This window comes from Rhizobium sp. 007, from assembly GCF_015353075.1.
Classification (GTDB): domain Bacteria; phylum Pseudomonadota; class Alphaproteobacteria; order Rhizobiales; family Rhizobiaceae; genus Rhizobium.
The window spans coordinates 3,864,059-3,889,698 of record NZ_CP064187.1; the positions used below are offsets into that span (position 1 = coordinate 3,864,059).

Annotated in this window: 19 protein-coding genes and 1 pseudogene; 10 read left to right on the forward strand and 10 right to left on the reverse strand. The window is 58.8% G+C overall.

Translation table 11 applies throughout. The features are described 5' to 3' along the window. Position 1: 1 nt before the first annotated feature. Both ISN39_RS18860 and ISN39_RS18865 read right to left on the reverse strand, forming a co-directional pair. Positions 2-208 carry a DUF1737 domain-containing protein gene (locus ISN39_RS18860; RefSeq protein WP_022717565.1) on the reverse strand — a complete coding sequence of 69 codons (207 nt, stop codon included), beginning with the start codon at positions 206-208 and terminating at the stop codon, positions 2-4. Further along, positions 205-1,128, reverse strand: a complete 924-nt coding sequence (locus tag ISN39_RS18865; RefSeq protein ID WP_074070074.1) for a CoA ester lyase — start codon at positions 1,126-1,128, stop codon at positions 205-207. The genes ISN39_RS18860 and ISN39_RS18865 overlap by 4 nt, the downstream gene beginning before the upstream one ends. Before the next feature lie 111 nt (positions 1,129-1,239). Here ISN39_RS18865 and ISN39_RS18870 point away from each other — a divergent pair, with 111 nt between their 5' ends. The 4 genes from ISN39_RS18870 to ISN39_RS18885 all read left to right on the forward strand — a co-directional run bounded on the left by ISN39_RS18870 (position 1,240) and on the right by ISN39_RS18885 (position 4,343). Then, a complete protein-coding gene (locus ISN39_RS18870) occupies positions 1,240-1,470 on the forward strand; it encodes a hypothetical protein (protein WP_022717567.1) in 231 nt (76 codons plus the stop codon). An 89-nt stretch (positions 1,471-1,559) separates the two neighbouring features. Then, positions 1,560-2,168, forward strand: a complete 609-nt coding sequence (gene leuD / locus ISN39_RS18875) for a 3-isopropylmalate dehydratase small subunit (RefSeq protein ID WP_194728491.1) — start codon at positions 1,560-1,562, stop codon at positions 2,166-2,168. Positions 2,169-2,347: 179 nt separating this feature from the next. Continuing rightward, positions 2,348-3,460 (forward strand): 3-isopropylmalate dehydrogenase, encoded by a 1,113-nt coding sequence (gene leuB, locus ISN39_RS18880; RefSeq protein ID WP_194728492.1) that lies wholly within the window; start codon positions 2,348-2,350, stop codon positions 3,458-3,460. Between the two features lie 124 nt (positions 3,461-3,584). Continuing rightward, positions 3,585-4,343, forward strand: a complete 759-nt coding sequence (locus tag ISN39_RS18885; RefSeq protein WP_194728493.1) for a phosphatase PAP2 family protein — start codon at positions 3,585-3,587, stop codon at positions 4,341-4,343. A gap of 237 nt (positions 4,344-4,580) precedes the next feature. Here ISN39_RS18885 and ISN39_RS18890 read toward each other — a convergent pair whose 3' ends face one another. Next, on the reverse strand, positions 4,581-6,467 hold the full coding sequence (locus ISN39_RS18890) for an MFS transporter (RefSeq protein WP_074070078.1): 1,887 nt from the start codon (positions 6,465-6,467) through the stop codon (positions 4,581-4,583). A gap of 206 nt (positions 6,468-6,673) precedes the next feature. Here ISN39_RS18890 and ISN39_RS18895 point away from each other — a divergent pair. The 3 genes and pseudogenes from ISN39_RS18895 to ISN39_RS18905 all read left to right on the forward strand — a co-directional run bounded on the left by ISN39_RS18895 (position 6,674) and on the right by ISN39_RS18905 (position 9,025). Then, positions 6,674-6,872 (forward strand): annotated as a pseudogene (locus ISN39_RS18895) (hypothetical protein). Positions 6,873-6,982: 110 nt separating this feature from the next. Then, the gene (locus ISN39_RS18900) at positions 6,983-8,017 is read left to right on the forward strand and encodes an aspartate-semialdehyde dehydrogenase (protein WP_022717572.1); all 1,035 of its coding nucleotides are present in this window, start codon (positions 6,983-6,985) and stop codon (positions 8,015-8,017) included. 186 nt (positions 8,018-8,203) lie between these two features. Further along, positions 8,204-9,025: a lytic murein transglycosylase gene (locus tag ISN39_RS18905; protein ID WP_074070079.1), complete on the forward strand. Its 822-nt coding sequence runs from the start codon at positions 8,204-8,206 to the stop codon at positions 9,023-9,025. A gap of 18 nt (positions 9,026-9,043) precedes the next feature. On the opposite strand, the gene ISN39_RS18910 is transcribed toward ISN39_RS18905, so the two are convergent. Together ISN39_RS18910 and pdxY are read right to left on the reverse strand one after the other, a co-directional pair. After that, positions 9,044-9,685, reverse strand: coding sequence for a carbonic anhydrase (locus tag ISN39_RS18910; RefSeq protein ID WP_194728494.1), 642 nt, complete (start codon positions 9,683-9,685; stop codon positions 9,044-9,046). 69 nt (positions 9,686-9,754) lie between these two features. Then, entirely contained in the window at positions 9,755-10,633 is an 879-nt protein-coding gene (gene pdxY, locus ISN39_RS18915) for a pyridoxal kinase PdxY (protein WP_194728495.1), read from the reverse strand. Between the two features lie 270 nt (positions 10,634-10,903). Between pdxY and ISN39_RS18920 the strand changes: the two genes are divergently transcribed. Further along, positions 10,904-15,682, forward strand: coding sequence for an NAD-glutamate dehydrogenase (locus ISN39_RS18920; protein ID WP_194728496.1), 4,779 nt, complete (start codon positions 10,904-10,906; stop codon positions 15,680-15,682). 31 nt (positions 15,683-15,713) lie between these two features. Continuing rightward, a complete protein-coding gene (locus ISN39_RS18925) occupies positions 15,714-17,114 on the forward strand; it encodes an MFS transporter (RefSeq protein WP_194728497.1) in 1,401 nt (466 codons plus the stop codon). Between the two features lie 35 nt (positions 17,115-17,149). Here the strand turns inward: ISN39_RS18925 and purH are convergent, their stop codons facing one another. From purH to htpX, 4 genes are all read right to left on the reverse strand, one after another. Beyond that, on the reverse strand, positions 17,150-18,766 hold the full coding sequence (gene purH, locus ISN39_RS18930; RefSeq protein WP_194728498.1) for a bifunctional phosphoribosylaminoimidazolecarboxamide formyltransferase/IMP cyclohydrolase: 1,617 nt from the start codon (positions 18,764-18,766) through the stop codon (positions 17,150-17,152). 97 nt (positions 18,767-18,863) lie between these two features. Next, a complete protein-coding gene (locus ISN39_RS18935; RefSeq protein ID WP_194728499.1) occupies positions 18,864-20,537 on the reverse strand; it encodes a heparinase II/III family protein in 1,674 nt (557 codons plus the stop codon). A 110-nt stretch (positions 20,538-20,647) separates the two neighbouring features. Then, positions 20,648-22,033, reverse strand: a complete 1,386-nt coding sequence (locus ISN39_RS18940) for an RsmB/NOP family class I SAM-dependent RNA methyltransferase (protein WP_074070086.1) — start codon at positions 22,031-22,033, stop codon at positions 20,648-20,650. Further along, positions 22,024-22,986: a zinc metalloprotease HtpX gene (gene htpX / locus ISN39_RS18945; RefSeq protein ID WP_194728500.1), complete on the reverse strand. Its 963-nt coding sequence runs from the start codon at positions 22,984-22,986 to the stop codon at positions 22,024-22,026. The genes ISN39_RS18940 and htpX overlap by 10 nt, the downstream gene beginning before the upstream one ends. A 108-nt stretch (positions 22,987-23,094) precedes the next feature. Between htpX and ISN39_RS18950 the strand changes: the two genes are divergently transcribed. Continuing rightward, complete coding sequence (locus ISN39_RS18950) at positions 23,095-23,319, forward strand: DUF1674 domain-containing protein (protein WP_194728501.1); 225 nt, start codon at positions 23,095-23,097, stop codon at positions 23,317-23,319. 310 nt (positions 23,320-23,629) lie between these two features. Here the strand turns inward: ISN39_RS18950 and acs are convergent, their stop codons facing one another. After that, positions 23,630-25,585 carry an acetate--CoA ligase gene (gene acs, locus ISN39_RS18955; protein ID WP_074070087.1) on the reverse strand — a complete coding sequence of 652 codons (1,956 nt, stop codon included), beginning with the start codon at positions 25,583-25,585 and terminating at the stop codon, positions 23,630-23,632. Between the last annotated feature and the right edge of the window lie 55 nt (positions 25,586-25,640).

Consider the following 25,640-nt stretch of genomic DNA (forward strand, 5'->3'; position numbering starts at 1 on the left):
GCTATTGCTCGGAGAGCTTCATCTCCGGATGATAATCCTTGCCTTCGACCTCTTTGACGATCGCCTGGCCGGCAATCACCTGGCCGGTCTGAATATTGTAGGTCAGCGACGGTGCACCGTGAAGCGACCAGCCCTTGTTGAGGGCATCGGTTACGCGATGGCAGAACGCGGCGTCGTCCTGGCCGGTCAGAAGGCGATAGAGCTTCATGATAAAGGCTTTCGTTCAATAGTCTGGCGTTCGGCAATCAGGCGGGCTTTATGGACCAGGCTTTCCGCCTGGACAAGATGCAGGCGCTCGATCATCCGGCCGTTCAAAGTGATGACGTTGAGACCTTCGGCCGAAGGATCGGCGAAAGCGGCGATGATTTCTTCCGCCTCCCGGATGGCAGCCTCATCGGGAGCGAAGTGCCGGTTGGCAGCCTCGATCTGCATCGGATGGATCAGCATTTTGCCATCGTAGCCCATGGCCCGGGCATGCGCGCATTCGGCTTCGAAGGCATCTGTTTCCTTAAAATCATTGAAAACGCTATCGATCGCATCGAGACCATAGGCGCGCACGGCGAGGATGACCTGCATCAGCCACGGCACGAGATAGGTTCGGCCCGGTTGAGGCAGAACGCCGGTCTCCTTGCGCAGATCGTTCAGCCCGACGACGAAGCAATCGAGTCTCGAGCCCAGGGTGCGGCCAGCCTCTGCGATTGCCGCCGCGTTCAGGATACCGCGCGGCGTCTCGATCATCGCCCAGATACGCAAGGTCTCTGGTGCATCGGCATCAGCAAGAAGGTCGCTCACGGCCATGACATCCTGCGGTTCGTCCACCTTCGGCAAAAGCACCGCATCCGGCCGCAGCGCCTGTACGAGCTCCATATCGGCATGGCCGAAACCCGACGAAAGCGCATTGATGCGGATGATCTTTTCCTTGTTCGCAAGTGGCTTGCCCGAAAAGAAGGTTTTCAGGTTTTCGCGCGCCTGCTCCTTCTTCTCCAGCGCCACGGAATCTTCGAGATCGAAAATGACGGCATCGCAACCGAGCGCATGGGTCTTTTCGAGAGCGCGGAGATTGATCGCGGGAACGCTCAGCACCGAGCGGTGCAAACTGAAGGAACGGATGGGCGAATTCTGGCTCATCACGAATGTGTGCCAAGCTTTGTGAAGAGTGACAAGACAACAAAAAGCCATGCTTGACTTGCAGAAATAAAAAACAAGGACCACATTCCTTTCGAAGAAAGGTCTAAACTCATGCAGAATATACGCTCCATCTTCCTCATGCTGGCAGGGATCACTGTATTCGTGGCGCTCGCTGCTCTCACCTTTTCGGTGACGCTCGCCGTTGGCGGTATCCTGACCGTGCTCATGGCCGGCCGCGCGCTTTCGATGAAGATGAAGCCGGCGCCCGTCCGCGCAAAGGCTGAGCCAAAGCGCGAAATGCGCATCTGGAACGACGGCCGCGGCACGATCATCGATCTCTAAACGCGTCCCAAGATTCTCCTTCATTTTTACGGCGTTTTGCTCTATTGCCGGAGCAATCGTTGAAAAACGGCATACAAAGGCAGGTTTCCATGGAAAAGTTCGTGAAGCTCACGGGCGTTGCAGCACCCCTCCCGGTCGTCAATATCGACACGGACATGATCATTCCCAAGGATTACCTGAAGACCATCAAGCGCACCGGCCTCGGCAAAGGCCTCTTCGCGGAAGCCCGCTACAACGAAGACGGCACGTCGAACCCGGATTTCGTGCTCAACAAACCGGCATATCAGAATGCCAAGATTCTCGTTGCCGGCGATAATTTCGGCTGCGGTTCCTCGCGCGAGCATGCCCCGTGGGCGCTTCTCGATTTCGGCATCCGCTGCGTCATCTCCACAAGCTTCGCGGACATCTTCTACAACAACTGTTTCAAGAACGGCATTCTCCCGATCAGGGTCAGCCAGGAAGACCTCGACAAACTGATGGACGACGCTTCGCGCGGTTCCAACGCCATCCTGACGGTTGATCTCGAAAACCTGGAAATCACCGGCCCGGACGGTGGTTCGATCAAGTTTGACCTCGACGAATTCAAGCGCCACTGCCTGCTGAACGGTCTCGACGATATCGGCCTGACGCTGGAAAAGGCCTCTGCGATCGACAAGTTCGAAAAGTCAAACGCCGCATCGCGTCCCTGGGCAGCTTAATCGCCCAAACACGGCATGCGATCAAGCCGGGCTTCCACCCGGCTTTTTCTTTGCTTCCAAGCCGGGATGCACATCGCCATCGTGAGGCAGCAAACCGTACCGATTCAGCCGTTCTGTTCCTTGAAATGGCGTCCGGCGGGGTCTAAGAAGCCGAAGCTTGTTTTTCCGCGGAGGGTTTCATGACAGCGCGCAATCTTTTCCTGCTGCCGGGCGACGGCATCGGTCCCGAGGCAATGGACGAGGTCCGCAAGATCATTGCTTACATGAACGAGGCGATGAACGCCGGCTTCGTCATCGATGAAGGCCTTGTCGGCGGCAGTGCCTACGATGCGCATGGCGCGGCCATCTCCGAAGACGACATGAAAAAGGCGCTGGCGGCAGATGCCGTTCTCTTTGGTGCAGTCGGCGGTCCGAAATGGGACAGCGTGCCTTATGACGTGCGCCCGGAAGCGGGCCTTCTGCGCCTGCGCAAGGACCTGGAACTCTTCGCAAACCTGCGCCCGGCAATCTGCTATCCGGCGCTTGCCTCCGCCTCCTCCCTGAAGCCGGAACTTGTCGAAGGTCTCGACATTCTCATCATCCGCGAACTGACGGGCGGCGTCTATTTCGGCGAGCCGAAGGAGATTATCGATCTTGGCAACGGCCAGAAACGCGGCATCGATACACAGGTCTACGACACTTACGAAATCGAACGCATCGCCGGCGTCGCCTTCGAAATGGCCCGAACCCGTCAAAACCGTGTCTGCTCCATGGAAAAGCGCAACGTCATGAAGTCCGGCGTGCTCTGGAACCAGGTCGTGACCGAGACGCACAAGGCAAAATATTCCGACGTCCAGCTGGAGCATATGCTGGCCGATGCCGGCGGCATGCAGCTGGTACGTCAGCCCAAACAGTTCGATGTCATCGTCACCGACAACCTCTTCGGCGACATGCTTTCCGACGTCGCGGCGATGCTGACCGGCTCGCTTGGCATGCTGCCATCTGCTTCTCTCGGTGCGCCGGATGGCAAGACAGGCAAACGCAAGGCGCTCTACGAACCGGTCCACGGCTCCGCTCCCGACATCGCCGGCAAGGGCATCGCCAACCCGATTGCGATGATCGCCTCCTTCGCCATGTGCCTGCGTTATTCCTTCAACCTCGTGAAGGAAGCCGACAATCTTGAGAAGGCGATCGCCAACGTTCTCGACAAGGGTATCCGCACGGCCGACATCATGGCCGAAGGCGCCAAGAAGGTTGGAACTGTCGAAATGGGCCAGGCGATCCTTGCCGAGTTCAAGACGCTTTCTGCCTGATATTTCACGTGAAACGCTTCTCCGCCCTTCGTATCTATCGGTACGGAGGGCTTTTTATTGAAGGTATCAGCCCCGGTTCCTATGTCCTGCAAAACGACGAAGGGCAAAACGACGAAGGAATGGAATGAGCAATACCGCCGATCACAAACCAGGCTGCCGATCCTATCTGGGCAAGCGCTACGACGCCCGACGCACGATCCATCGCAGAGTTCCCTGGAAGGCGTTCACGCTTTCCGCGATCAATGTGGTCGTCATTGCCTTTTTTGTCTTCGACAGGCCGCTCGGACAGGCAGCCAAAAGCCTCTCGCCTCCCTTGGTATCGATCGCCGGCGAGGTAACGGATATCGGCCGCCTTGCTTGGATCCTTGCTGGGCTTTGCACCGTTCTTGCCACCGGTTACGCCGTTCGCCGGCGGCTTTGGAAGGTCCGCCGTCAATTCCGCATGGCCTATTTCGTCCAGATGACGGCCTATGTCGGGCTCTCAGTCATCCTTGCCAGTGTCTGTGCCAACGCCTTGAAATTCCTGATCGGGCGGGCACGTCCGCTCATCTATGAGCAGGAGGGCATTTTCAGTTTCTCGCCCCTGAACATGGATTTCCTGCATCAGAGCTTCCCATCAGGTCATTCGGCCAATATCGGCGCGCTCTTTGTGGCACTCATCCTCCTTTTTCCGCACGTCAGGCTCATTTTCATCGGTATCGGGCTCTGGCTCGGTGCAACCCGCATCATCATCGGCGTCCACTATCCGAGCGATGTCGTAGCAGGACTGGCACTTGGTGCCTGGCTCGCATTTGCCGTCTCAATCCTTTTTGCCCGCTTCGGTCTGGTCTTTGCTGTCAGTCGCGAAGGCTGGCCTGTGCCACGGCTCAGCAGGCTTATTTGAGCCCTGCTCAAAAAATTGTCGTTACCGTCTGCTGCCGTTGTGCTGTTCCTAAAACACTTTTCGAACGGATGATTTTTCGATGCAGCCACGGATGACGGCGATCGTCTATTCGCGCTACGGGCTGCTTTTCAACCCGGGTCCTGACGGATGGCCGACGCCGAAAGGGCTTCTGCGGATACAAAAAACCCGGCGCCGTTGGAGGCGCCGGGTCCCGTTTCTCAATTCTGATGGTTTGCCTCAGTCCATCGTGCGGATATCGCGGTCCTTGGTTTCGGGCAGGAAAATCATGCCGATGACCAGGGTGATGCCCGCAAAGATGATCGGGTACCAGAGACCGTAATAGATGTCGCCCTTGAAGGCGCTCATCGCGAAGGCGGTTGCCGGAAGCAGACCACCGAACCAGCCGTTGCCGATGTGATAGGGCAGCGACATGCCGGTATAGCGGATACGGGTCGGGAAGAGCTCGACCAAAAGGGCAGCGATCGGCCCGTAGACCATCGTCACGTAGATGACGAGGACCGTCAGGACAGCGACGACGCCCACCCAGTTGAGCCTTGCCGGATCGGCAACCATGGTGAAAGTACCACCGTTGGCGATCGTGTAGACTGCCATGTCGGTGACGCCCTTGGCCTCGTCGGCTGTCAGCAGCTTGTCGGTCACGAGCTTGGAGGCCGGGACGGTCTCCTTCTGACCTGCACGAAGCGCATCAGCATTGAGAGCCAGCTCCGGATTGGCGGCGATAAAGGCATCGAGCTTGGATTCCGGAACCTTGGCCGCACCGCGAACCAGGGGGTAGCCAGCATCGCGAAGTGCGATGTTGATGCCCTTTTCGAAAGCGCCGTTCATGGCTTTCGCCTTGTCGCCAGCGGCAGCGGCATCATAGCTGGTAATCGTGTTGTCGGCGATTTTAACCGTGGCGGCTGAACCGGCGGCGCCGCTGACGACATCATAGGGCACAGAATTCTTCGTCAGGAACGAAGTGGCGATATCGCACGAGGTGGTAAACTTCGCGGTACCGGTCGGGTTGAACTGGAATTTGCAATCGCCCGGTGCCGCAGTGACCGTTGCGCGGATCGTGGCCTGCGCCTCTGCAAGCGCCGGATTGGCGAAATTGGTCAGAGCCTTGAACAGCGGGAAGTAAGTCACCATGGCGAGCAGGAGGCCGGCCATGATGATCGGCTTGCGACCGATCTTGTCGGAAAGCCAGCCGAAGAAAACGAAGAAGCCGGTGCCGAGCAACAACGATGCAGCGACCATCAGGTTGGTCGACTGTGCGTCGACTTTCAGGATGTTCTGCAGGAAGAACAGCGCGTAGAACTGACCGCAATACCAGACGACGGCCTGCCCCATGACGGCGCCAAAGAGCGCAAGCAGCGCCACCTTAGCGTTGCGCCACTGGCCGAAGGCTTCCGTCAGCGGCGCCTTCGAACCCTTGCCCTCGGCCTTCATCTTCTGGAAAGCCGGCGACTCGTTCATCTTCAGACGGATCCAGACGGAAACGCCGAGCAGGACGACCGAGACGAGGAACGGAATACGCCAGCCCCAGGCGGCGAAATCGGCGGCGCCGAGCATGGACTGGACGAAGAGAATGATCAGCAGCGAAAGGAAAAGGCCGAGTGTTGCCGTCGTCTGGATCCATGACGTGAAGAAGCCGCGCCGGCCATGCGGCGCATGTTCGGCCACATAGGTCGCTGCACCACCGTATTCACCGCCGAGCGCCAAGCCCTGCAGCAGGCGGAGACCGACCAGGATGATCGGAGCTGCAATACCGATTGACGCCGCACCTGGAAGGATACCGACGAGGAAGGTCGAAAGACCCATGATCAAAATCGTGATCAGGAAGGTATATTTGCGGCCGACCAGATCGCCGAGGCGGCCGAAGACCAATGCGCCGAACGGGCGCACCAGGAAACCCGCTGCAAAGGCGAGCAGCGCGAAGATGTTTCGCGTCGTTTCCGGATACTGGCTGAAAAAGGTAGCGCCGATATAGGTGGCGAGTGAACCGTAAAGATAGAAGTCATACCATTCGAAAACAGTCCCGAGCGACGAGGCGAAGATGACCTTCTTCTCCTCGCCTGTCATCGGGCCGACTCTCGCGTCTCCGACGCTTGCGACATTTGCCATTGTCTGTCCTCCACAGAGTGATAAGCAACGAGACGCGCCCCAAGCTCTCCTCAAAGCACCCTTGGACGCAACTCGCCTGACGAGAGTGTGACAGAAAAGGATTCGGAGAAAGAGAGCGGCTTTGGGATTATGACTTTAGTCTAATGCCTTTGCACAGATTGTCGCAGGCAAGGGTTCTTCCGATTTGGGCCGCAACCTCTGCCCAAGTGCTCGACAGGGAGCAAGGTTGCAAAAACCTTGACTCCTGTGGAAAACCTTTTATGAGCAACGGCGGAAAGGAATACCATGGTTCGCGACGAACACGCCATTGCTGCACGCAATGATCTGGCACCAGGTGCCGGGATGGATATTGCTGTTCCGGTTTCTTCCAAAACCAAGGCCAAAACGACGACGAAAACCGTCTGACGTCTCTGGCCTGCCGCTCTCTCCCCGGCCCGGCTGGGGACAGGAAGCCGCGATCGTTTCGCGCCTTCCCCCTCACCGGACAAGAGGAGAGAAGAGAAAGAGAGCTTGAAATGGGTTTCAAAGTTGCAGTTGCGGGAGCGACCGGAAATGTGGGCCGGGAAATGCTCAACATCCTCTCGGAGCGCGGCTTCCCCGCCGACGAAGTCGTGGCGCTCGCCTCCGCGCGTTCGCAGGGTACGGAAGTTTCCTACGGTGACCGGACACTGAAGGTTTCCAATCTGGAGAACTACGATTTCTCCGACACCGACATCTGCCTGATGTCTGCTGGTGGCGAGGTGTCCAAGAAGTTCTCGCCGAAGATCGGCCAGCAGGGATGCGTCGTGATCGACAACTCCTCGGCCTGGCGCTACGACGCCGACGTGCCGCTGATCGTTCCGGAAGTGAACCCGGATGCCGTGACGCAGTTCACCAAGCGCAACATCATCGCCAATCCGAATTGCTCGACCGCACAGCTTGTGGTGGCTTTGAAGCCCCTGCACGACTTCGCCAAGATCAAGCGCGTTGTCGTCTCGACCTACCAATCGGTTTCCGGCGCAGGCAAGGACGGCATGGACGAGCTCTTCAACCAGACACGCGCCGTCTTCGTTGCCGATCCGATAGAGAACAAGAAGTTCACGAAGCGCATCGCCTTCAATGTCATTCCCCATATCGACGTCTTCATGGAGGATGGCTACACCAAGGAAGAATGGAAGGTTCTAGCCGAGACCAAGAAGATGCTCGACCCGAAAATCAAGGTCACGTGCACGGCGGTACGCGTTCCGGTTTTCATCGGCCACTCGGAATCGGTCAATATCGAGTTCGAAAACGAGATCACCGCCGATCAGGCGCGCGAGATCCTGCGCGACGCTCCAGGCTGCCTCGTTATCGATAAGCACGAAAACGGCGGCTATATCACGCCTTACGAATCTGCCGGCGAAGACGCGACCTATATTTCGCGCATCCGCGAAGATGCGACCGTCGAGAATGGCCTCAACATATGGGTGGTCTCAGACAACCTACGCAAGGGCGCTGCTTTGAATGCAATCCAGATTGCCGAGCTTCTCGTCAACCGCGGCCTCATCAAGCCACGCAAGAAGGCCGCCTGATACCAAAAATTAACCATAATTTACTATCAGCCCCGCATATCGCCTGATTATGCGGGGCTTCCTACGAAAACTGGCCGACGGCCATCAGGTTGCAAGGGCCCACCGAAAGGTGATCGTGACAAAATTATCTGCTGCTGGCATTCTTGCGCGGCGCCAAGCTTGTGCAGATGGAGATCGGGGTTTCTGATGAGCATGACAAAATTCTTTGTGGCGGTCGTCGCAGCGGCGAGCGTACTCCAAGCTCTTCCGGCAGCAGCAAAGGCTGCCCAGTGCGGCAACAACAGCGCGGGTTTCCAAGCCTGGGTTGCCGGCTTCAAGCAGGAAGCAGCCGCCAGCGGCGTCAGCCCATCGGTGCTGAACCGGGCCTTCGCCAATGTAAGCTATAATAAATCGACAATCGCAGCCGACCGTGGCCAAAAGAGCTTCAAGCTATCCTTCGACGCCTTCATGAAGAAGCGGGGCGGCGCAACGATCATCTCCCGCGGCAGAAGCATGAAACGCGCCAATCAAGGACTCTTTGCCTCGATCGAGGGCCGCTACGGCGTTCCGGCCGGTCCGCTGATCGCGATCTGGGGAATGGAGACCGGCTTCGGCAGTTACATGGGCAATCAGCATACCCTGTCTGCCGTTTCGACGCTCGCTTACGACTGCCGCCGCTCGGATTACTTCACCGATCAGCTTTACGCCGCCCTGCAACTTGTTTCCGAAGGCTATCTGAACCCGCAGGCTCGCGGCGCGGCGCATGGCGAAATCGGCCAAACGCAGTTCCTGCCGCGCAATGTGGTCCGTTTCGGAGCCGACGGCGACGGCAACGGCCGCGTCGACATGGTTGGCTCGCGCGCTGATGCCCTGGCTTCGACGGCAAACTTCCTCAGAGGCCACGGCTGGCAGCCCGGCGCGGGTTATCAGCCAGGCGAAGCGAACTTTGCAGCAATCGCAGGCTGGAACGCCGCAACGGTCTACCAACAGGCAATCGCTTATATCGGCCAGCAGATCGACGGCCAGTGAGCTTCCCGCCCGCGAAGCTTATACTTCCGGGCGGATAAAATCGCGCGTTTCCGCGTCCATCACCCAAAGTTCACCGGTCGAGATATCGAACCAGGCCCCATGCAGGGCGATCTTCCCTGCCTCTTCAAGCGCCTTGATATCCGGAAAACTTCTGAGGTTATTGAGCGAGTTGCGGATCGAGACGCGCTCGAGCGCCGTCTGGCGCTCAGCGGCAGTCATCACGTCATTGCTTTGGATCTGCTCGGCAGCGGGCCGGACGAGCGACATCCAGCGGCCAATGAAATCACCAGGCGACAGCGGTTCGGAATTGGGATCAAGCGCTGCGCGAATACCGCCGCAGCGGCCATGGCCCATGACGACGATGTCGGAAACCTTCAAGACCCGTACGGCGAATTCCAAAGCGGCAGATGTCGAGTGAAAATGGCCATCCGGCTCGTAAGGCGGCACCATGTTGGCGACGTTGCGGATGACGAAAAGCTCACCGGGGCCGGCGTCGAAGATAAGTTCCGGTGCTGCGCGCGAGTCCGAACAGGCAATAACCAGCGTATTCGGACTCTGACCGTTTTCAGCCAGCATCTTATAGCGGTCGCGGGCGTCGGCGTAACGCCCGTTCATGAAGTTGCGATAGCCGTCCAGAAGTGAAGTTGGAAAACACTGCATGACTGTCGATTAGCGCGCAGACGCCGCAAGATCAACTGCTGCGCATGCGAAATGCGCAAACGGGCGCCGCTAACTCTTCTTCCGTTGGGCGGGATGCATGAGGCGGCGCATCTGCACCATGGCCATCGGTGTCGACAGGCTTGTCGCATCGCTTGCGAGCGTAAGCTCATCGCTGCCGCGTTTGACCGCACGCACCAGCACTTCATAGACGCTGGCTGTTGCAAGCTGCAGCGCCTTTTCGTCGTCCATCCCGGAAAGAAGCCGCGAGAGGAAGACGGCCGCCAGCAGGTCGCCCAGTCCGTTCGGCGGATTGTCGACGACACGATGCTCGGCAAGCAGAGCATGGCGGCCGGAAAGATAGAGATTTCCGGTGCCGCCAGCCATCATCGGAACAGCGGAGGTGACAAGCATGCGGGAAGGGCCGAGTGACAAAGCAGCCTCCATAACAGCTGTATTGTCCTCCAACGGTGCGCCCACCATCCAGGCCAGCTCATAGCGGTTGGGTGTCGCCAAAGACGCAAGCGGGATCAGATGGTCGCGGATCGCCTCCGCCGTCGCTTCGGGCACATAGAGGCCGCCCAGATCGCCCATCACCGGATCGCAGACATAAAGCAGCTCGGGATTCTTTTCACGCAATGCACCGACCAGACGGGCAACAGAACCAGCCTGGGCAGCGTTTCCGAAATAACCAGACAAGACCGCCTTCACTTCTCCAACCCACGGTGCACGGATGAGATCATCGATGGCGGCATCGAAATCGGCCTCCGCAAAAGTGAGCCGGGTCGAACGACCATGACCGGGATGCCAGGGCAGAATGATCGTCGGCAGTGCCCAGACCTGATGGCCGAGCGTCTCAAGCGCGAAGACGGCGGCACGATTGCCGACCGAACCGCGAACGACATGGCTGGAGATGACGATCACCGTTCCTGCAGCACTATTATCCGGCATAGTAATTTTAAACCCCGAATTCGATGCGCTGTTGATCGTCCTTTTGCCGCGCAGCTGTCAACCATTCTTCATCCATGCGTGGAAATCTCGGCGAGCCGAAAAAATCCAAGACCGGCCTGGGCTTTCCTATAATCGGAGAATCCTCTGAAATTTTACTGAACAAGGTCAAAAACGCACAAAAACTGCCAAGGCGGAGCCTCTTTTAGGGGTTTTTTCGACAATTCTTCTGCTAACTTGCGCCAAATCACACAAATCGGGGGAATGTCTTCAATGGCTGCCAAAAACCATCCGCGACGGGAAAAGCTGATCGAAAGCGCAAAGAAGATCGCTGCTGCAGCCAAAGAGCCGCATCTCGATCCGGAAATCCTCTTCGGCCGGGCGAGTGGAGACGACCTCGATCGCTACACACCGGAGATGCTGGCGCTTTCGGCCGTTCATTCCGCTAAGGAGCTTGCTGGCTGGGACGGCAAGGTCCCGCGCGTTACGATCGAAACGCTGGCTGATGTCGAACCCGATGGCGTTGCGGTCTCGGTCCTGACGGTTACCGATCAGAATAAGCCGTTCCTTTACGAGTCGGTTATGAGCGAGGTCACAAGCTCCTATCGCGATCTCTATATGGCGGTGCATCCGATCCTGGTGATGGAGCATGGCAAGACGCCGGTACTTTATTCAGCCGAGGAGGCGAGCGATCCGGCAAAACGTGTCAGCCATATCCAGATTCACATTTCGCCGTTGACTACGGCGCAATCCGGCGACCTTCGCAAGCGCATCATGATCGTGCTGGAGCAGGTCCGCCAGGCTGTTTCCGATTGGAAGCCCATGCTTTCCAAGCTCGACACCGTGATTGCCGAATTGGGCAGCTACAGCGCCAGCCGCAAAAAGGCCGATCGGGACGAAGCACTGGCTTTCCTCACCTGGCTACGCGATGAAAACTTCACCTTCCTTGGCATGCGTGAATATGTCTATTCCAGCAAGGGCAGCGAAGCGAAGGTCGAGCGTGACAAGGGCGCTGGCCTCGGCATTCTTTCTGATCCGGATGTCTTGGTGCTGCGCACCGGCAAGGATGCCGTAACGACGACGCCGGAAATCCTCGCCTTTCTCGATGGTCCGGATTTCCTGATCGTCACCAAGGCGAATGTGAAATCCGTCGTCCACCGCCGCGCCTATATGGATTATGTCGGCGTCAAGCGATTCGACAAGGACGGCAACGTCACCGGTGAACTGCGCATCGTTGGCCTCTTTACCTCTACGGCCTATACGTCTTCGGCTTCGGAAATTCCGCTCATCCGTTCCAAAGTTGCCAAAGTGACAGATCATTTCGGCTTCGATCCCATGAGCCATTCCGGCCGAATGTTGTACAACACGCTGGAATCTTATCCACGCGACGATCTTTTCCAGATCGACACGACGCTGCTCGCGAATTTCGCCGAACAGATCAATGATCTAGTCGAACGGCCGCGCGTCCGCGTTCTGCCGCGCATCGATCATTTCGACCGTTTCGTGTCGGTCATCGTCTATGTACCACGCGAGGAATACGATTCCATCGTTCGCGAAAAGATCGGCACCTATCTGAAGACCGTCTACGACGGCCGGGTCTCTGCCTATTACCCGGCCTTCCCGGAAGGGCGGGTTGCGCGCGTACACTTCATCATCGGCCGATCCGGCGGCAAAACGCCGCGCATCCCGCAAGCGAAGCTCGAGGAAGCGATCCGCGCCATCACCGCCCGCTGGGACGATCGCTTCGAAGCGCTGGCTGGGCCGAAGGCGCCGAAGATCGCCGTCAGCAATGCCTTCCAGGATTCCTTCACCGCTGAAGAAACGGTTGCCGATCTTCCGGACATCACCGATTGCGCCTCCGGCGAGCCGATACGCATCGAATTCTATTACCGCAATGATGCAGAACGCGGCCGGATCTTCTCACTCAAGATCTTCCATGCTGGCGAGCAGCTTCCGCTCTCACGCCGCGTGCCGCTTCTCGAAAATCTCGGTTTCAACGTGCTGAGCGAGCGGACCTTCGACATCGAAGTGCCAACCGCAGACGGCTCGGTCAACATCGTCGTACTGCACGATATGGAGCTTGAAGACCGCAGTGGCGCCGAAATTGACCTCAGCCGTCATGGTGCCGCGCTGGAAGAGGCCTTCATTTCCGCTTTCGACGGCACGATCGACAATGACAGTTTCAACCGGCTGATCCTTTCAGCCGGGCTTTCCGCACGCGAGACGAATGTCCTGCGGGCCTATGCGCGTTATCTTCGTCAAGCAGGTATCGCCTATTCGCAGGATTACATCGCAACGACCCTCGATAAATATCCAGAGATTGCCGCTTCGATCTTCCGCCTCTTTTATGAGGCGCTCGATCCGCAGCTTAGCGAGAAGGCGCGCATGAAAAAGCTCGCCGACCTGCATCGGTCGATCGAGGCGGCGCTCGCCAATGTGCCGAGCCTTGACGATGACCGCATCCTGCGCCGATACATCAATGTCGTCGATGCGACGCTGCGGACCAACTACTTCCAGCGTACTGCCGATGGCTCGCCGAAGGCGATGCTTGCCTTCAAGCTCGATCCGAATCTGGTCGATGGCCTGCCGGAGCCGAAGCCTTTCCGGGAAATCTTTGTCTATGGCGTCGAGGTCGAGGGCGTGCACCTGCGTTTCGGCAAGGTTGCCCGCGGCGGCCTGCGCTGGTCGGATCGCGCCGAGGACTATCGCACGGAAGTCCTGGGCCTCGTAAAGGCGCAGCAGGTTAAGAACGCCGTTATCGTTCCAGTCGGCGCCAAGGGCGGCTTTTATCCGAAGAAACTGCCCGCTGGCAGCACCCGGGATGAGATCTTCAATGCCGGCCGCGAAGCCTACAAGACCTATATCCGCACCCTGCTTTCGATCACCGACAACATTTCAGGCACCGATATCGTGCCTCCGGAAGATACAGTACGGCTCGATGGCGACGATCCCTATTTCGTCGTCGCCGCCGATAAGGGAACGGCAACCTTCTCCGACACCGCCAACGCACTGGCGCAGGAAGCTGGTTTCTGGCTCGACGACGCCTTCGCGTCAGGCGGCTCGGCCGGCTACGACCACAAGAAAATGGGCATCACCGCGCGTGGCGCCTGGGAAACCGTAAAGCGTCATTTCCGCGAGATGGATATCGACATCCAGACGACACCGTTTACGGTGGCCGGTGTCGGCGACATGTCCGGCGACGTTTTCGGCAACGGCATGCTGCTTTCTCCGAAGATCAAGCTGGTTTCCGCCTTCGACCACCGTGACATCTTCATCGATCCCGATCCGGACATGGAAAAGACGCTTGCCGAACGGCAGCGACTTTTTAACCTGCCGCGTTCAAGTTGGCAGGACTTCGACAAGTCGGTTCTTTCGAAAGGCGCGATGATCATTTCACGCGCGGCGAAATCCGTCACACTGACCCCGGAAGCGGTTGCCGCGATCGGCATCGACAAAGCGGTGGCAACCCCCTTCGAGATCATCACAGCAGTCCTGAAGAGCCCGGTAGATCTTCTCTGGTTCGGCGGCATCGGCACCTATGTGAAGGCGCAGACGGAAACCGATACGGAAGTGGGCGATCGTTCCAACGATCCGATCCGCATCACGGCTGATGAGGTGCGGGCGAAGGTGATTGGCGAGGGCGCCAACCTCGGCGTCACGCAAAAGGGTCGCATCACTTATGGCCTGAAAGGCGGACGGAGCAATTCCGATGCGATTGACAATTCAGCCGGCGTCAACACCTCGGACGTCGAGGTGAACATCAAGATCGCGCTCGCCAATGCGATGCATGACGGGCGGCTCACACGGGCAAAACGCGATCAACTGCTGTCCTCGATGACGGACGAAGTCGCGGCACTCGTTCTGCGCAACAACTATCTGCAATCGCTGGCGATTTCGCTGACCGAACGCAAGGGGACCGCTAACGGCCTTGAGCTCGCGCGCTTCATGAGCGTGCTGGAAGGGGCCAAGCAACTCAACCGGAAGGTGGAAACGCTTCCCGATGAGGCGACGCTCGCCGAGCGCTATGCTGCCGGCAAGCCGCTCACGCGGCCGGAAATCGGCGTGTTGCTCTCTTACGCCAAGATCGTGCTTTTCGATGCCGTTGCCGCAAGCGACCTTCCGGATGATCCTTACTTTGCGTCGACCCTTTCAAACTACTTCCCGGCTAAGATGCAAAAAACCAATACCTCCGACATCGCCACTCACCGGCTGAAACGCGAAATCATCGCGACGGTGCTTGCCAACGAGGCAATCAATCGCGGCGGCCCCGGCTTTGTGGTGAGCATGATGGATGCGACAGCGGCGTCAGCGCCGGAAGTCGTCCGTGCCGCGATCATCGCCCGCGATGGCTTCGACCTGACCAGGCTTTGGACCGAGACCGATGCGCTGGACGGCAATATTTCCGGACAGATGCAGAACCGTGTCTATGAAGAGCTCGGCCATAGCTTCACAGTCTTGACTCGGTTGCTCCTGAAGACCGGCATGGCAAAAGGCGGCATAGCAGAAACCATTAGTCGGCTTCAGACTGCGTTGAAGAAACTGAAGCCCTCCTTCGCCGCGCAGGCTCCCGCAGAGTTCGAGGCGCGTGCCATGGAGTATCGCGAAGCCGGGCTGCCAGAAAGATTGGCCGCCGTCATCGCCGGGCTGCCGGGCTTTGTGCTGGTGCCGGAGATCATGCAGATCGCCGAACGCACAGGCGAGGCGCTCGGACGTGCCGCGGAAAGTTATTTTGCCGTATCGCAGACCTTCCGCGTCGGAAGGCTGCTCGCAGCCGGCGCCCGCATTCTCACCTCGGATCACTACGAAAGCCTGGCCTTGGCGCGCAGCATCGACCAGATTGCCAGTGCCCGCCGCGATATCGTCATCTCGGCGCTGTCAGAGCATGGCAAGGAAAAGCTGCCGGTTCAGGCGTGGCACGGAGTCGATCGCATCAGGATCAACCGCATCGCCGAAGAGCTGTCAAACCTCAGCGACAGCGGCGATCCAACTCTTGCGCGAATCACAGTGGCCGCAGGTCTTTTAACCGATCTTGCGCGCGACCGGGCGAGGTGACACAGTCCGCCGCGAATGCGGGAGTGTAGGCGTGAGTAGAATAGACTGGACCGGAACAGGAACGCCGGCGCCGCAGAAGGCGTCGGAAAAGGGCATCTGGAGCTGGATGCTTTTCGATTGGGCCGCGCAACCGTTTTTCACGGTCGTGACCACGTTCATTTTCGGACCCTACTTCGTCTCACGCCTGACGGACGATCCGGTTTCGGCACAAGCGATGTGGAGCAATACCGCGACGATCTCTTCGGTGATCATAGCCCTGCTCTCTCCGATCCTCGGCTCCATCGCCGATCAGTCCGGCGCCCGCAAACCATGGATAGCCTTTTTCGCTATCATCAAGGTTGTCAGCCTCTTCGGCCTTTGGTTTGCCGCGCCCGGTTCGCCGCTTGTCTATCCGGTAATCTTGATGATCCTCGCCTCGATCGCCGCAGAATTCTCGATCGTCTTCAACGATTCCATGATGCCGCGCCTTGTGGGCAAAGATGAGGTCGGCAGGCTGTCCAATACGGCCTGGGGGCTTGGCTATCTCGGCGGCATGATCGTGCTCGTCACTGTCGTGACGCTGCTTGCGGGAAACCTGGAAACGGGAAAGACGCTGTTGGGGCTCGACCCGTTGTTCGGGCTTGATCCTCATACCGGTGAGGACGCGCGCATTACAGGGCCGATTTCCGCGGTCTGGTATCTCATCTTCATCATTCCGATGTTCCTCTTCACACCCGATGCGGCGAAGGGATTGCCGCTCGCCGCTGCCGTCCATGCCGGCCTCAGGCAGGTCGCAAACACAATCAGCGAGTTGAAGATCCGAAGAGGCATCCTGAAATTCCTGATTGCCCGCATGATCTATCAAGACGGGGTCAACGGGTTGCTGATCCTAGGCGGCGCCTTCGCCGCCGGCATGTTTGGCTGGGCGACGATCGAAATCGGACTTTATGGGATCATCCTCAATGTCGTGGCGATTTTCGGCTGCGTCATCGCCGGACGCGTTGATCACCGGATCGGATCAAAAGCAACGATCCTGATCAGCCTGACGCTGCTTTTGCTCGCCACCCTCGGGATTATTTCGACGGGGCCGGGTTATACGCTTTTCGGCCTGCTGCCGATGTCAACGGCGGACGCCGGAGGGCTTTTCGGCACGGCGGCGGAAAAAGCCTATATTCTTTACGGGCTGTTGATCGGCCTCGCCTTCGGTCCCGTCCAGGCTTCGTCGCGCTCTTATCTAGCGCGCAGCGTCAGCCCGCAGGAGGCAGGGCGCTATTTCGGCATCTATGCGCTATCCGGCCGCGCCACGAGCTTCATGGCAACGCTCTTCTTCTCGCTGATAACCTATGCCAGCGGATCAGCGCGTCTCGGCATGGCAACGCTGATCCTTTTCCTCGCGGGCGGACTGATCCTGCTGATCGCGACCCCTTATCCGGCAGACAGGCAGCAAGACTGAATTGAACCCCGGCTGGGCGCCAAGGTTCTATCCGCTCAATGGCGGAAATGGCGCATGCCGGTGAATACCATCGCGACGTCGTGCTCGTTGGCAGCGTCGATCACCTCTTGGTCGCGCATCGAACCACCCGGCTGGATGACTGCCGTCGCACCCGCTGCAATCATCGACAGGAGACCATCGGCGAACGGCAGGAACGCTTCCGAAGCAACCGCAGAACCGCGTGTCATCGGAGTAGGCAAACCCAGTGCCTTGGCGGCTTCCTCGGCTTTCAGGGCAGCGATACGGGCGGAATCGACACGGCTCATCTGGCCGGCGCCAATGCCGGCCGTCTGGCCATCTTTGGCGTAAACCACGGCATTCGATTTCACGTGCTTGCCGACCTTGAAGGCAAACTTCATGTCGTCCAGTTCCTGTTGTGTCGGCGCGCGCTTGGTCACGACCTTCAGCTCCAGATCCTCGATCATGCCGTTGTCACGGCTTTGGACCAGCAGGCCCCCGGAGACTGTTTTCGCCGTCAGGCCAGCGGCACGCGGATCGGGCAGATCGCCGGCAGAAAGCAGGCGCAGATTCGGCTTCCTCGCAACGATCGCCTTGGCTTCTTCGGTTACATCCGGAGCGATGATCACTTCGGTGAAGAGCTTGATGATCTCTTCCGCGGTCTCCGCATCGAGCGTGCTGTTGAACGCAATGATGCCGCCGAACGCAGAAACGGAATCGCAGGCGAGCGCCCGTTTGTAGGCTTCGACAAGGCTTGGCCCCGTGGCAACGCCGCAAGGATTGGCGTGCTTGATGATGGCGCAGGCGGGTGCCTTTTCAGGCAGGAATTCAGCGACGAGTTCGTAGGCCGCATCGGTGTCGTTGATGTTGTTATAGGAGAGCTGCTTGCCCTGCAGCAGCATCGCCGTCGAAACACCCGGTCGCTTTTCACCGGTAACGTAGAAAGCCGCCTTCTGATGTGGATTTTCACCGTAGCGCATCTCGTCCTTCAGAACGCCGCCGATCACCCGATGGCGCGGCGTATCGATGGAAAGCGCTTCAGCGAACCAGTTGGAGATCATCGCGTCATAGGCAGCGGTGCGGGCATACGCCTTGGCTGCCATACGCTGGCGGAACGCATAGCTCGTCTGGCCTGCATCGGCCGAAAGCTGTTCGAGCAGTTCCGGGTAATCTGCAGGATCGGTGAGGATCGTAACGTAAGCATGGTTCTTGGCAGAGGCACGGATCATTGCCGGACCGCCGATATCGATATTCTCGACCGTCGTGGGATAATCACCACCGGCGGCACGCACATCCTCGAATGGATAGAGGTTAATGACGGCAAGATCGATACCTTCGATACCATGCGCCTTCATGGCTTCCTGATGCGCGCTGTCATCACGGATTGCCAGGAGACCGCCGTGGACCGTCGGATGCAGCGTCTTCACACGGCCGTCCATGATTTCCGGAAAACCGGTGACTTGGGAAACGTCGGTGACAGCCAAACCCGCGGCTGTGATAGCCTTGTGCGTCCCGCCTGTCGAAAGCAGGCGGATGCCCTTTTCGGAAAGCGCGCGGGCAAGCTCGACAATACCCGCCTTATCGGAGACGGAGAGTAGCGCGGTTTTGACCTTGACCTTATCAGGGGCGGGGATTTTCTTGGAAGTGACGGCCATGAACCTTCTCCGTTCGGGCTTCGGGAGACATCCGGCAAGGGACGTATAGGATAATGGCGCCGCGTTAGCACGAGCTATGCCGCTGCGCAAACGGCGACTAGCTCTTGCGGGACAAAAACCAGCGAATTTCCGGCTTCTCGGCAAAAACGAAGTCGATCTCGATCTGGTCCGAACCGCAGATGCCGGAGGCGTCAGCAAAAAAGATATCTTCAGTGATCAGAACTTCGTTCCCCGGCGACGAAAAGAGCCAACTTTCGCCATCAGGCGCTGTCAGCAACACGGACTCGCGATCACTCTGCTTCACATTTATGGCCGGATGGATATGGAAGCGCGCGGCCGCACGAAGAGGCTCGTCAATGACGCGCTCGCCTTGCGGCACCAGCCGATCACGGCCAGTGACGATGGAGCCTGCAGCATTTAGCGTCAGTTCGCGCTCATGGAGCATACCGAAATTTTTCAGATAGCCGTCGTGCCTGACCTTGATGCCATCGCGTCCGTCGTCGGTTTCAGCGCGCTCGACGCTAACGGTCTTCACCGAATCCGTCATGACATAACCGAGAAATTCCGAGGCCGAGAAGCGGCTGGATGAGGTGTCGTTCAGTGTCACGGTCGAATGGGTCGCGGTCGTGCGGGCCATCTGCACATAGCGGCGGCCAGCGAATTTCGGTGAGCCGGAGTTGACGATAAAGCGATGACGACCCGACGACATTTCGAAGGAAAGGCAGCCCGCATGCGCCGTGCGCGACAGGGGGCCTGCTGCGGGAGGGCCGGTATCGGCGATCAAAATGGTATTTCCCGCCGCAAGTCGTTGATAGCGCGAATGCGGCATTGCCTTGAACGGTGGGCCGGCCGTTTCGTCATAGCGCAGAACCGACATCAACTCGTTGGCAAGCGTCGATGTCGCGCCGTTAAAGAGCGCGAGATCGCCATTGTGGTGGCGGAAAAAGCGCAGCGCCGGATACATGCGATCGATGCCTGAAATCAGCTTCTGCGGCAGATCGTGACCGAGATTCACATAGGTCTGCCGCAGCGGTAGGAGATCGAGAAGCAATTCTAGGCCTGTGCGTGGATTGCGGGAGATATGCCCGCCGTCGGGTAGAATCTGGCTATCGAATTCATTATCCAGCGCCTGGGCAGCCTTGCGCAGCACACCTGGTCGCGCTGGCATTGCAATTGAAGCCATGGCGAGGGCGATCCGCAGGCGGAAAAGAACTTCCCCCGCCGGCGCGAAAGCCGACATACGTCGCAGGTAGCGAACCTGAAACGCCAGAGACTTCATAAAACGGCGGTAAAAGCCGCGATCAGCATTCTGCAGCACGACCGGCGAATGCGAGAGCCAGGCAATCACTCGCTGTGAAGCGACATCGAGTTCCCAGGCAATGCCTTCCATGCGGCCAGCATGCAACGAGAGCCAGCTATCGACGATCCCCCGGGCAACCGCGCAAGCTTGATCGCTTTTGTAGGCACGCATATGACGAAGCCAGCCGAACCCATGCAAACGGCTGGCAAAAGCGCGTGAGGGAAGCGTAAAGCCGAAGGGCGACTTGCCGTTCGTCTCCAGAAGGCGTCCTGCCAGAGCAAAGCGGCCATTCATGATCTCCTCGGCGATATGAGGATCGATGGCGCGAAGATCGGTCGGCGCAACGATAAGCCTCTCGGGCACTTGGATTGTATGGCGGAAAAGGCGAAGGCGCAGCGATGCGATGCGCCGCGACATGCGGCGCCAAGCCTCCCGAACATACAAACTCGAAAACCGCCGGCCGGACTGCATATTCTATTGTCTATTGACCTCATGATTAAGAATAGGTGAATGAGGGCCGCATTCAGCGGTAAGACTGCATTAATTGTGACAGAAACGAAATCTAGGGAAGGTCCATGCAATCAGGCAACACGCCGCAGCACTGCAGCGTAAAAACCGTCAAGACCTGAAGCGACCGTTGCGGGCATTCGCAGCATGGGGGGGGTCGTCCGGAATTCGCCAAGCGGACTGATCGCTATTTCCAAACCGGGCCATCGAGCAGCGTCGATCCGGACGCGCTCGACATTCGGTGTGTCCGCCAAGATGCGGCTGACGACATCCTCGCCTTCGACGGGATCCAGCGAGCAATTTGAAAAGACGAGAGTACCGCCAGGCTTCAGGAGCGTCAGCGCATGGCGAAGCAACCGTTCTTGCACGCCAGCAAGCTTTGCGATGTCCTCGGGCCCCTTCGTCCAGAGAACATCCGGATGACGGCGCGTCGTGCCCGTCGAGGAGCAGGGGGCGTCGAGCAGGATGGCGTCAAACGGTTCGCCCGGCTGGTATTTCACAAGATCCGTCGTGAGCGTTTCTGCCTTGAGAGCGAGGCGATCGAGATTGGAGCGTAGGCGCTTCAATCGGCTTTCGGATTGATCAATCGCAGTGACGCTACCTCCGGCGAGAATGAGTTGTGCGGTCTTGCCGCCGGGTGCGGCGCAAAGATCGACGACGCGTTTGCCAGACAGGTCGCCAAGGAGCTTGGCCGGAATGCTTGCCGCGGCGTCCTGCACCCACCATTCGCCTTGATCGAAACCTTCAAGGGAGGGGATAGTGCCATCAAAGGCTGCGAGACGCACACCACCGGTCGGCAGGACTTCCCCATTCAACCTTGCTGCCCAGCCTGCCGCATCCGACTTCACGGTGAGATCGATTGCCGCGGGCTCGAGCTGAGATTCGGCGATCGCCGCGGCGGCCTCTTTCCCGTAAGCCTTTTCAAGACGGTTGATAAACCAAGCCGGCATCGGCGAAATCTTCGCGATGTCTTCGAGGACCTTCTCCTTCTCGCGGCCAAGACGTCGCAGGATCGCATTCACCAGTTTTGCGAAGCGGCGATTGCGAGGATCCTGATTTGCCTGCTCGACGGCAAGATCGACCGCCGAATGGTCGGGGACGTCGAGATAAAGGATCTGCGCCGCTCCAACCGCAAGCACATGATGGAGTGCGCGCGCGCCTTCCGGCAACGGCGAGTCTAATAGAGAAGCAATCGCGGCATCGATGCGGGGCAGGTGACGGAGCGCAGTGTTGAGAATAGCGCGAACCAATGCGCGATCGCTCTCCCCGAGTGCCTTATATGCGGGATTCCCGTGTTCGTGATCCAATGCACCATCTAGCGGCAGTTTGCGGTCAATCACGGCAGCGAGGATCTTCGCTGCGGCCGCACGCGCCTCTAGGCCCGGCTTGACCGCGAGGCGTTCTGCAGGCGGTTTCTTTTTGTTGAATGGCTTGTTTCTGCCGTCTGAATTCAAGACCAGGGCCCTTTTGGCGGTTGGGAACCACCGCGGCCAATACCCGTATTCGGAACCGAGCGCGATCTGCGCGACGGATTACCAGCGCGAACCGTCGCCGTCGAGCCATTCATACCGTTCCCCGCCATTTCCTGAAGTGCTGCAATACGGTTTTCCGTATTCGGGTGCGTCGAAAACAGATTGTCCATCCGTTCCCCGGAGAGGGGATTGATGATGAACATATGCGCCGTCGCAGGATTGCGCTCGGCATCATAGTTCGGGATATGCGCCGCGCCACGGGCAATCTTGCCGAGCGCGGAAGCGAGCCAAAGGGGGTCGCCGCAGATTTCGGCGCCGCGCCGGTCGGCAGAATATTCGCGCGTCCGGCTGATCGCCATCTGCACAAGCATGGCGGCGAGCGGCGCTACGATCATCGCCAGAAGCACGCCGACGAAACCGAAGGGGTTGCTGTTGTTCTCGCGATTGCCGCCGAAAAAGAAGGCGAAGTTACCGAGCATCGAGATTGCGCCGGCAAGCGTCGCCGTGATCGTCATCGTCAGCGTGTCGCGGTTCTGGATATGCGCCAGTTCATGCGCCATCACAGCCGCCACCTCTTCCGGCGAGAGCGCGCTGAGCAGCCCTGTCGAGGCCGCGACGGCGGCATTCTCCGGATTGCGGCCCGTGGCAAAGGCATTCGGCTGCGGATTGTCGTAGAGATAGACTTTCGGCATGGGCAGGCCGGCATTTCGCGCAAGATCGCGAACGATGCGGAAGAATTCCGGCGCGTTGCGCTCATCGACTTCCTGCGCCCGGTAGGCAGAAAGCACCATCCGGTCCGAATTCCAGTAGGAAAAGAAATTCATGCCCGCAGCGATCAGGAAGGCGATCATCATGCCGCCGCGGCCACCGATCAGGAATCCGACGAACATGAACAGGGCCGTCATGAAGGCAAGCAACATGGCAGTGCGAACGAGGTTCATCGAGGTCTCCATCTCCCATCTGCGGCAAAAGGGTTTCAATCAAGCCGCCGGCGCACTATGATTTGGTTATTCGCCAGCCATTTTCAATATTTCCGGCGGGAGACGCAATTGCAGCCAGCGGACAACGACAATGTAGATAGCACTGTGGCAGAAGGAGCAGTACTACCGCGCAAGGCTCTGTCACCCGCTGCCAGACGCGCGCTTGCCGAAGCCGAAGAACGACGCAGGAACCAGAAACCCCTGGATCTGCCACCGGAGATCGGTGGACGGGGAGGAGCCGAGCCAGCGCGCTTCGGCGACTACGAGATCAACGGCCGTGCGATCGATTTTTAAGTAAATATTCCTAGTCTTCTCGCCCTTGAAGTCTTCGCGGTTCTCCTGCACCGGCCTGGAGTCGACGCACGGCAAGGATTGACGGCGGGTTTACCGCGCATGCGTTGATAAAGGGGCCAATATTCTGGCTGGATTGTCGCCAACGTGGTTCTTTCAGACGATCGGAATCCGGCCGAAGATATGCTGTTGGAGCCAAAGATATGCTGTCGGAAGGCCATGCCCGTGAATACGACGGCGCACGCAAGCTGCGCGCCGTCCGTGCCGGCACGACTGAAAAGCGGCTCCCTGGTTTTCGGGAGCCGCTCTGATTTCAGGCGGTTACCTTGTTCTGCCTGTTGGCAATGAGGTCATCGACGACCGCCGGATCGGCAAGCGTGGACGTATCTCCGAGCGCGCCGAAATCGTCCTCGGCAATCTTGCGCAGGATACGGCGCATGATCTTGCCGGAACGGGTCTTCGGCAAGCCGGGCGCAAACTGGATCTTGTCCGGCGATGCGATCGGGCCGATTTCCGTGCGAACATGCTTCACCAACTGTTGGCGCAACTCATCGGATCCTTCGTTGCCGGCCATCAACGTGACGTAGCAATAGATGCCCTGTCCCTTGATCGAATGCGGGTAGCCAACGACCGCGGCTTCCGAAACCAGATTATGCGAGACGAGCGCGGACTCCACCTCGGCCGTGCCGAGGCGGTGGCCGGAGACGTTCAGCACATCGTCGACACGACCGGTGATCCAGTAGTAGCCGTCTTCATCGCGGCGGCAGCCGTCGCCGGTAAAATACTTGCCCTTGTAGGTGGAAAAGTAGGTCTGGATGAAGCGCTCATGGTCGCCATAGACCGTGCGCATCTGCCCGGGCCAGCTGTCGGTAATGCACAGGTTACCGTCGGCAGTGCCTTCCAGCACCTTGCCGTCATTGTCGACCAACTGCGGCTTCACACCGAAGAACGGGACGGTCGCTGAACCCGGCTTCAGGTCGATCGCACCAGGCAGCGGCGTGATCAGGATGCCGCCGGTCTCTGTTTGCCACCAGGTATCGACGATCGGGCAACGGCCATCGCCGACGACATTGTAGTACCACTCCCAAGCTTCCGGGTTGATCGGCTCGCCGACCGTCCCGAGCAGGCGCAAGGACGAGCGGGACGAGCGGGTGACAAAATGGTCGCCGGCGCCCATCAACGAACGGATCGCTGTCGGAGCGGTATAGAAGATGTTGACCTTGTGCTTGTCGATGATCTCCCAGAAGCGGCCCTGGTCGGGAAAGTTCGGCACGCCTTCGAACATCAGCGTCGTCGCGCAATTCGCAAGCGGACCGTAGACGATATAGGAATGGCCGGTCACCCAGCCGACATCGGCCGTGCACCAGTAGATATCGCCATGGTGATAGTCGAAGACGTATTCATGCGTCATCGACGCATAGACAAGATATCCGCCCGTCGTGTGCAAGACGCCCTTCGGCTTGCCGGTGGAGCCAGAGGTATAGAGGATGAACAGGGGATCCTCCGCTTTCATCTTCACAGGCGGGCACTCGGCTTTCACAGTCGCCGCTTCCTGGTGGTACCAAAGGTCGCGGCCGGGAGCCCAGCCCGTCTTGCCGCCGGTCCGGCGCACGACGAGGACCTTGCCGACCGTCACATGCTGGCGGGCCGCGATGTGGATCGCGGTATCGGCATTGTCCTTCAGCGGCACCGGCTTGCCGCCGCGAACGCCCTCGTCGCAGGTGATGATGAACGTCGAACCACAGTCGACGAGACGTCCGGCAAGCGCTTCCGGCGAGAACCCGCCGAAGACGACAGAGTGCACGGCGCCGATGCGGGCACAGGCGAGCATGGCATAGGCCGCTTCGGGTATCATCGGCATATAGATGGTGACGCGGTCACCCTTCTTGACGCCATGCTTCTTCAACACGTTCGCCATGCGGCAGACATGCTCGTAGAGCTCGTTGTAGGTGATCTTCTTGTCGATATAGGGATTGTCGCCTTCGAAGATGATGGCGACCTGGTTGCCGTGCGTTTTCAGGTGCCGGTCGATGCAGTTGTAGGAAACGTTCGTCTGGCCGTCTTCGAACCACTTGATCGAGACCTTCCCGGTAAAGGACGTGTTCTTGACCTTCGTATAGGGCTTGAACCAGTCAATCCGCTTGCCGTGCTTGCCCCAGAATTTGTCCGGGTTCTCGATGCTCTCCTCGTACCATTTCTCATACTTGGCCTTATCGATCAGGGCATGGCTCTTCACCAGTTTCGTAACCGGATGGATCTTTTCCGACATGTGACTCCTCCTCAACACAGGCACCGGCTAACTGCGCAAGGGCGATCACCGGAAC

What these genes read in the sequence shown, in the direction of transcription:
- ISN39_RS18860 (WP_022717565.1), bottom strand. Translation starts at nt 208, where the DNA reads ATGAAGCTCTATCGCCTTCTGACCGGCCAGGACGACGCCGCGTTCTGC.
- ISN39_RS18865 (WP_074070074.1), bottom strand. Translation starts at nt 1,128, where the DNA reads ATGAGCCAGAATTCGCCCATCCGTTCCTTCAGTTTGCACCGCTCGGTG.
- ISN39_RS18870 (WP_022717567.1), top strand. Translation starts at nt 1,240, where the DNA reads ATGCAGAATATACGCTCCATCTTCCTCATGCTGGCAGGGATCACTGTA.
- leuD (WP_194728491.1), top strand. Translation starts at nt 1,560, where the DNA reads ATGGAAAAGTTCGTGAAGCTCACGGGCGTTGCAGCACCCCTCCCGGTC.
- leuB (WP_194728492.1), top strand. Translation starts at nt 2,348, where the DNA reads ATGACAGCGCGCAATCTTTTCCTGCTGCCGGGCGACGGCATCGGTCCC.
- ISN39_RS18885 (WP_194728493.1), top strand. Translation starts at nt 3,585, where the DNA reads ATGAGCAATACCGCCGATCACAAACCAGGCTGCCGATCCTATCTGGGC.
- ISN39_RS18890 (WP_074070078.1), bottom strand. Translation starts at nt 6,467, where the DNA reads ATGGCAAATGTCGCAAGCGTCGGAGACGCGAGAGTCGGCCCGATGACA.
- ISN39_RS18900 (WP_022717572.1), top strand. Translation starts at nt 6,983, where the DNA reads ATGGGTTTCAAAGTTGCAGTTGCGGGAGCGACCGGAAATGTGGGCCGG.
- ISN39_RS18905 (WP_074070079.1), top strand. Translation starts at nt 8,204, where the DNA reads ATGAGCATGACAAAATTCTTTGTGGCGGTCGTCGCAGCGGCGAGCGTA.
- ISN39_RS18910 (WP_194728494.1), bottom strand. Translation starts at nt 9,685, where the DNA reads ATGCAGTGTTTTCCAACTTCACTTCTGGACGGCTATCGCAACTTCATG.
- pdxY (WP_194728495.1), bottom strand. Translation starts at nt 10,633, where the DNA reads ATGCCGGATAATAGTGCTGCAGGAACGGTGATCGTCATCTCCAGCCAT.
- ISN39_RS18920 (WP_194728496.1), top strand. Translation starts at nt 10,904, where the DNA reads ATGGCTGCCAAAAACCATCCGCGACGGGAAAAGCTGATCGAAAGCGCA.
- purH (WP_194728498.1), bottom strand. Translation starts at nt 18,766, where the DNA reads ATGGCCGTCACTTCCAAGAAAATCCCCGCCCCTGATAAGGTCAAGGTC.
- ISN39_RS18935 (WP_194728499.1), bottom strand. Translation starts at nt 20,537, where the DNA reads ATGCAGTCCGGCCGGCGGTTTTCGAGTTTGTATGTTCGGGAGGCTTGG.
- htpX (WP_194728500.1), bottom strand. Translation starts at nt 22,986, where the DNA reads ATGAACCTCGTTCGCACTGCCATGTTGCTTGCCTTCATGACGGCCCTG.
- acs (WP_074070087.1), bottom strand. Translation starts at nt 25,585, where the DNA reads ATGTCGGAAAAGATCCATCCGGTTACGAAACTGGTGAAGAGCCATGCC.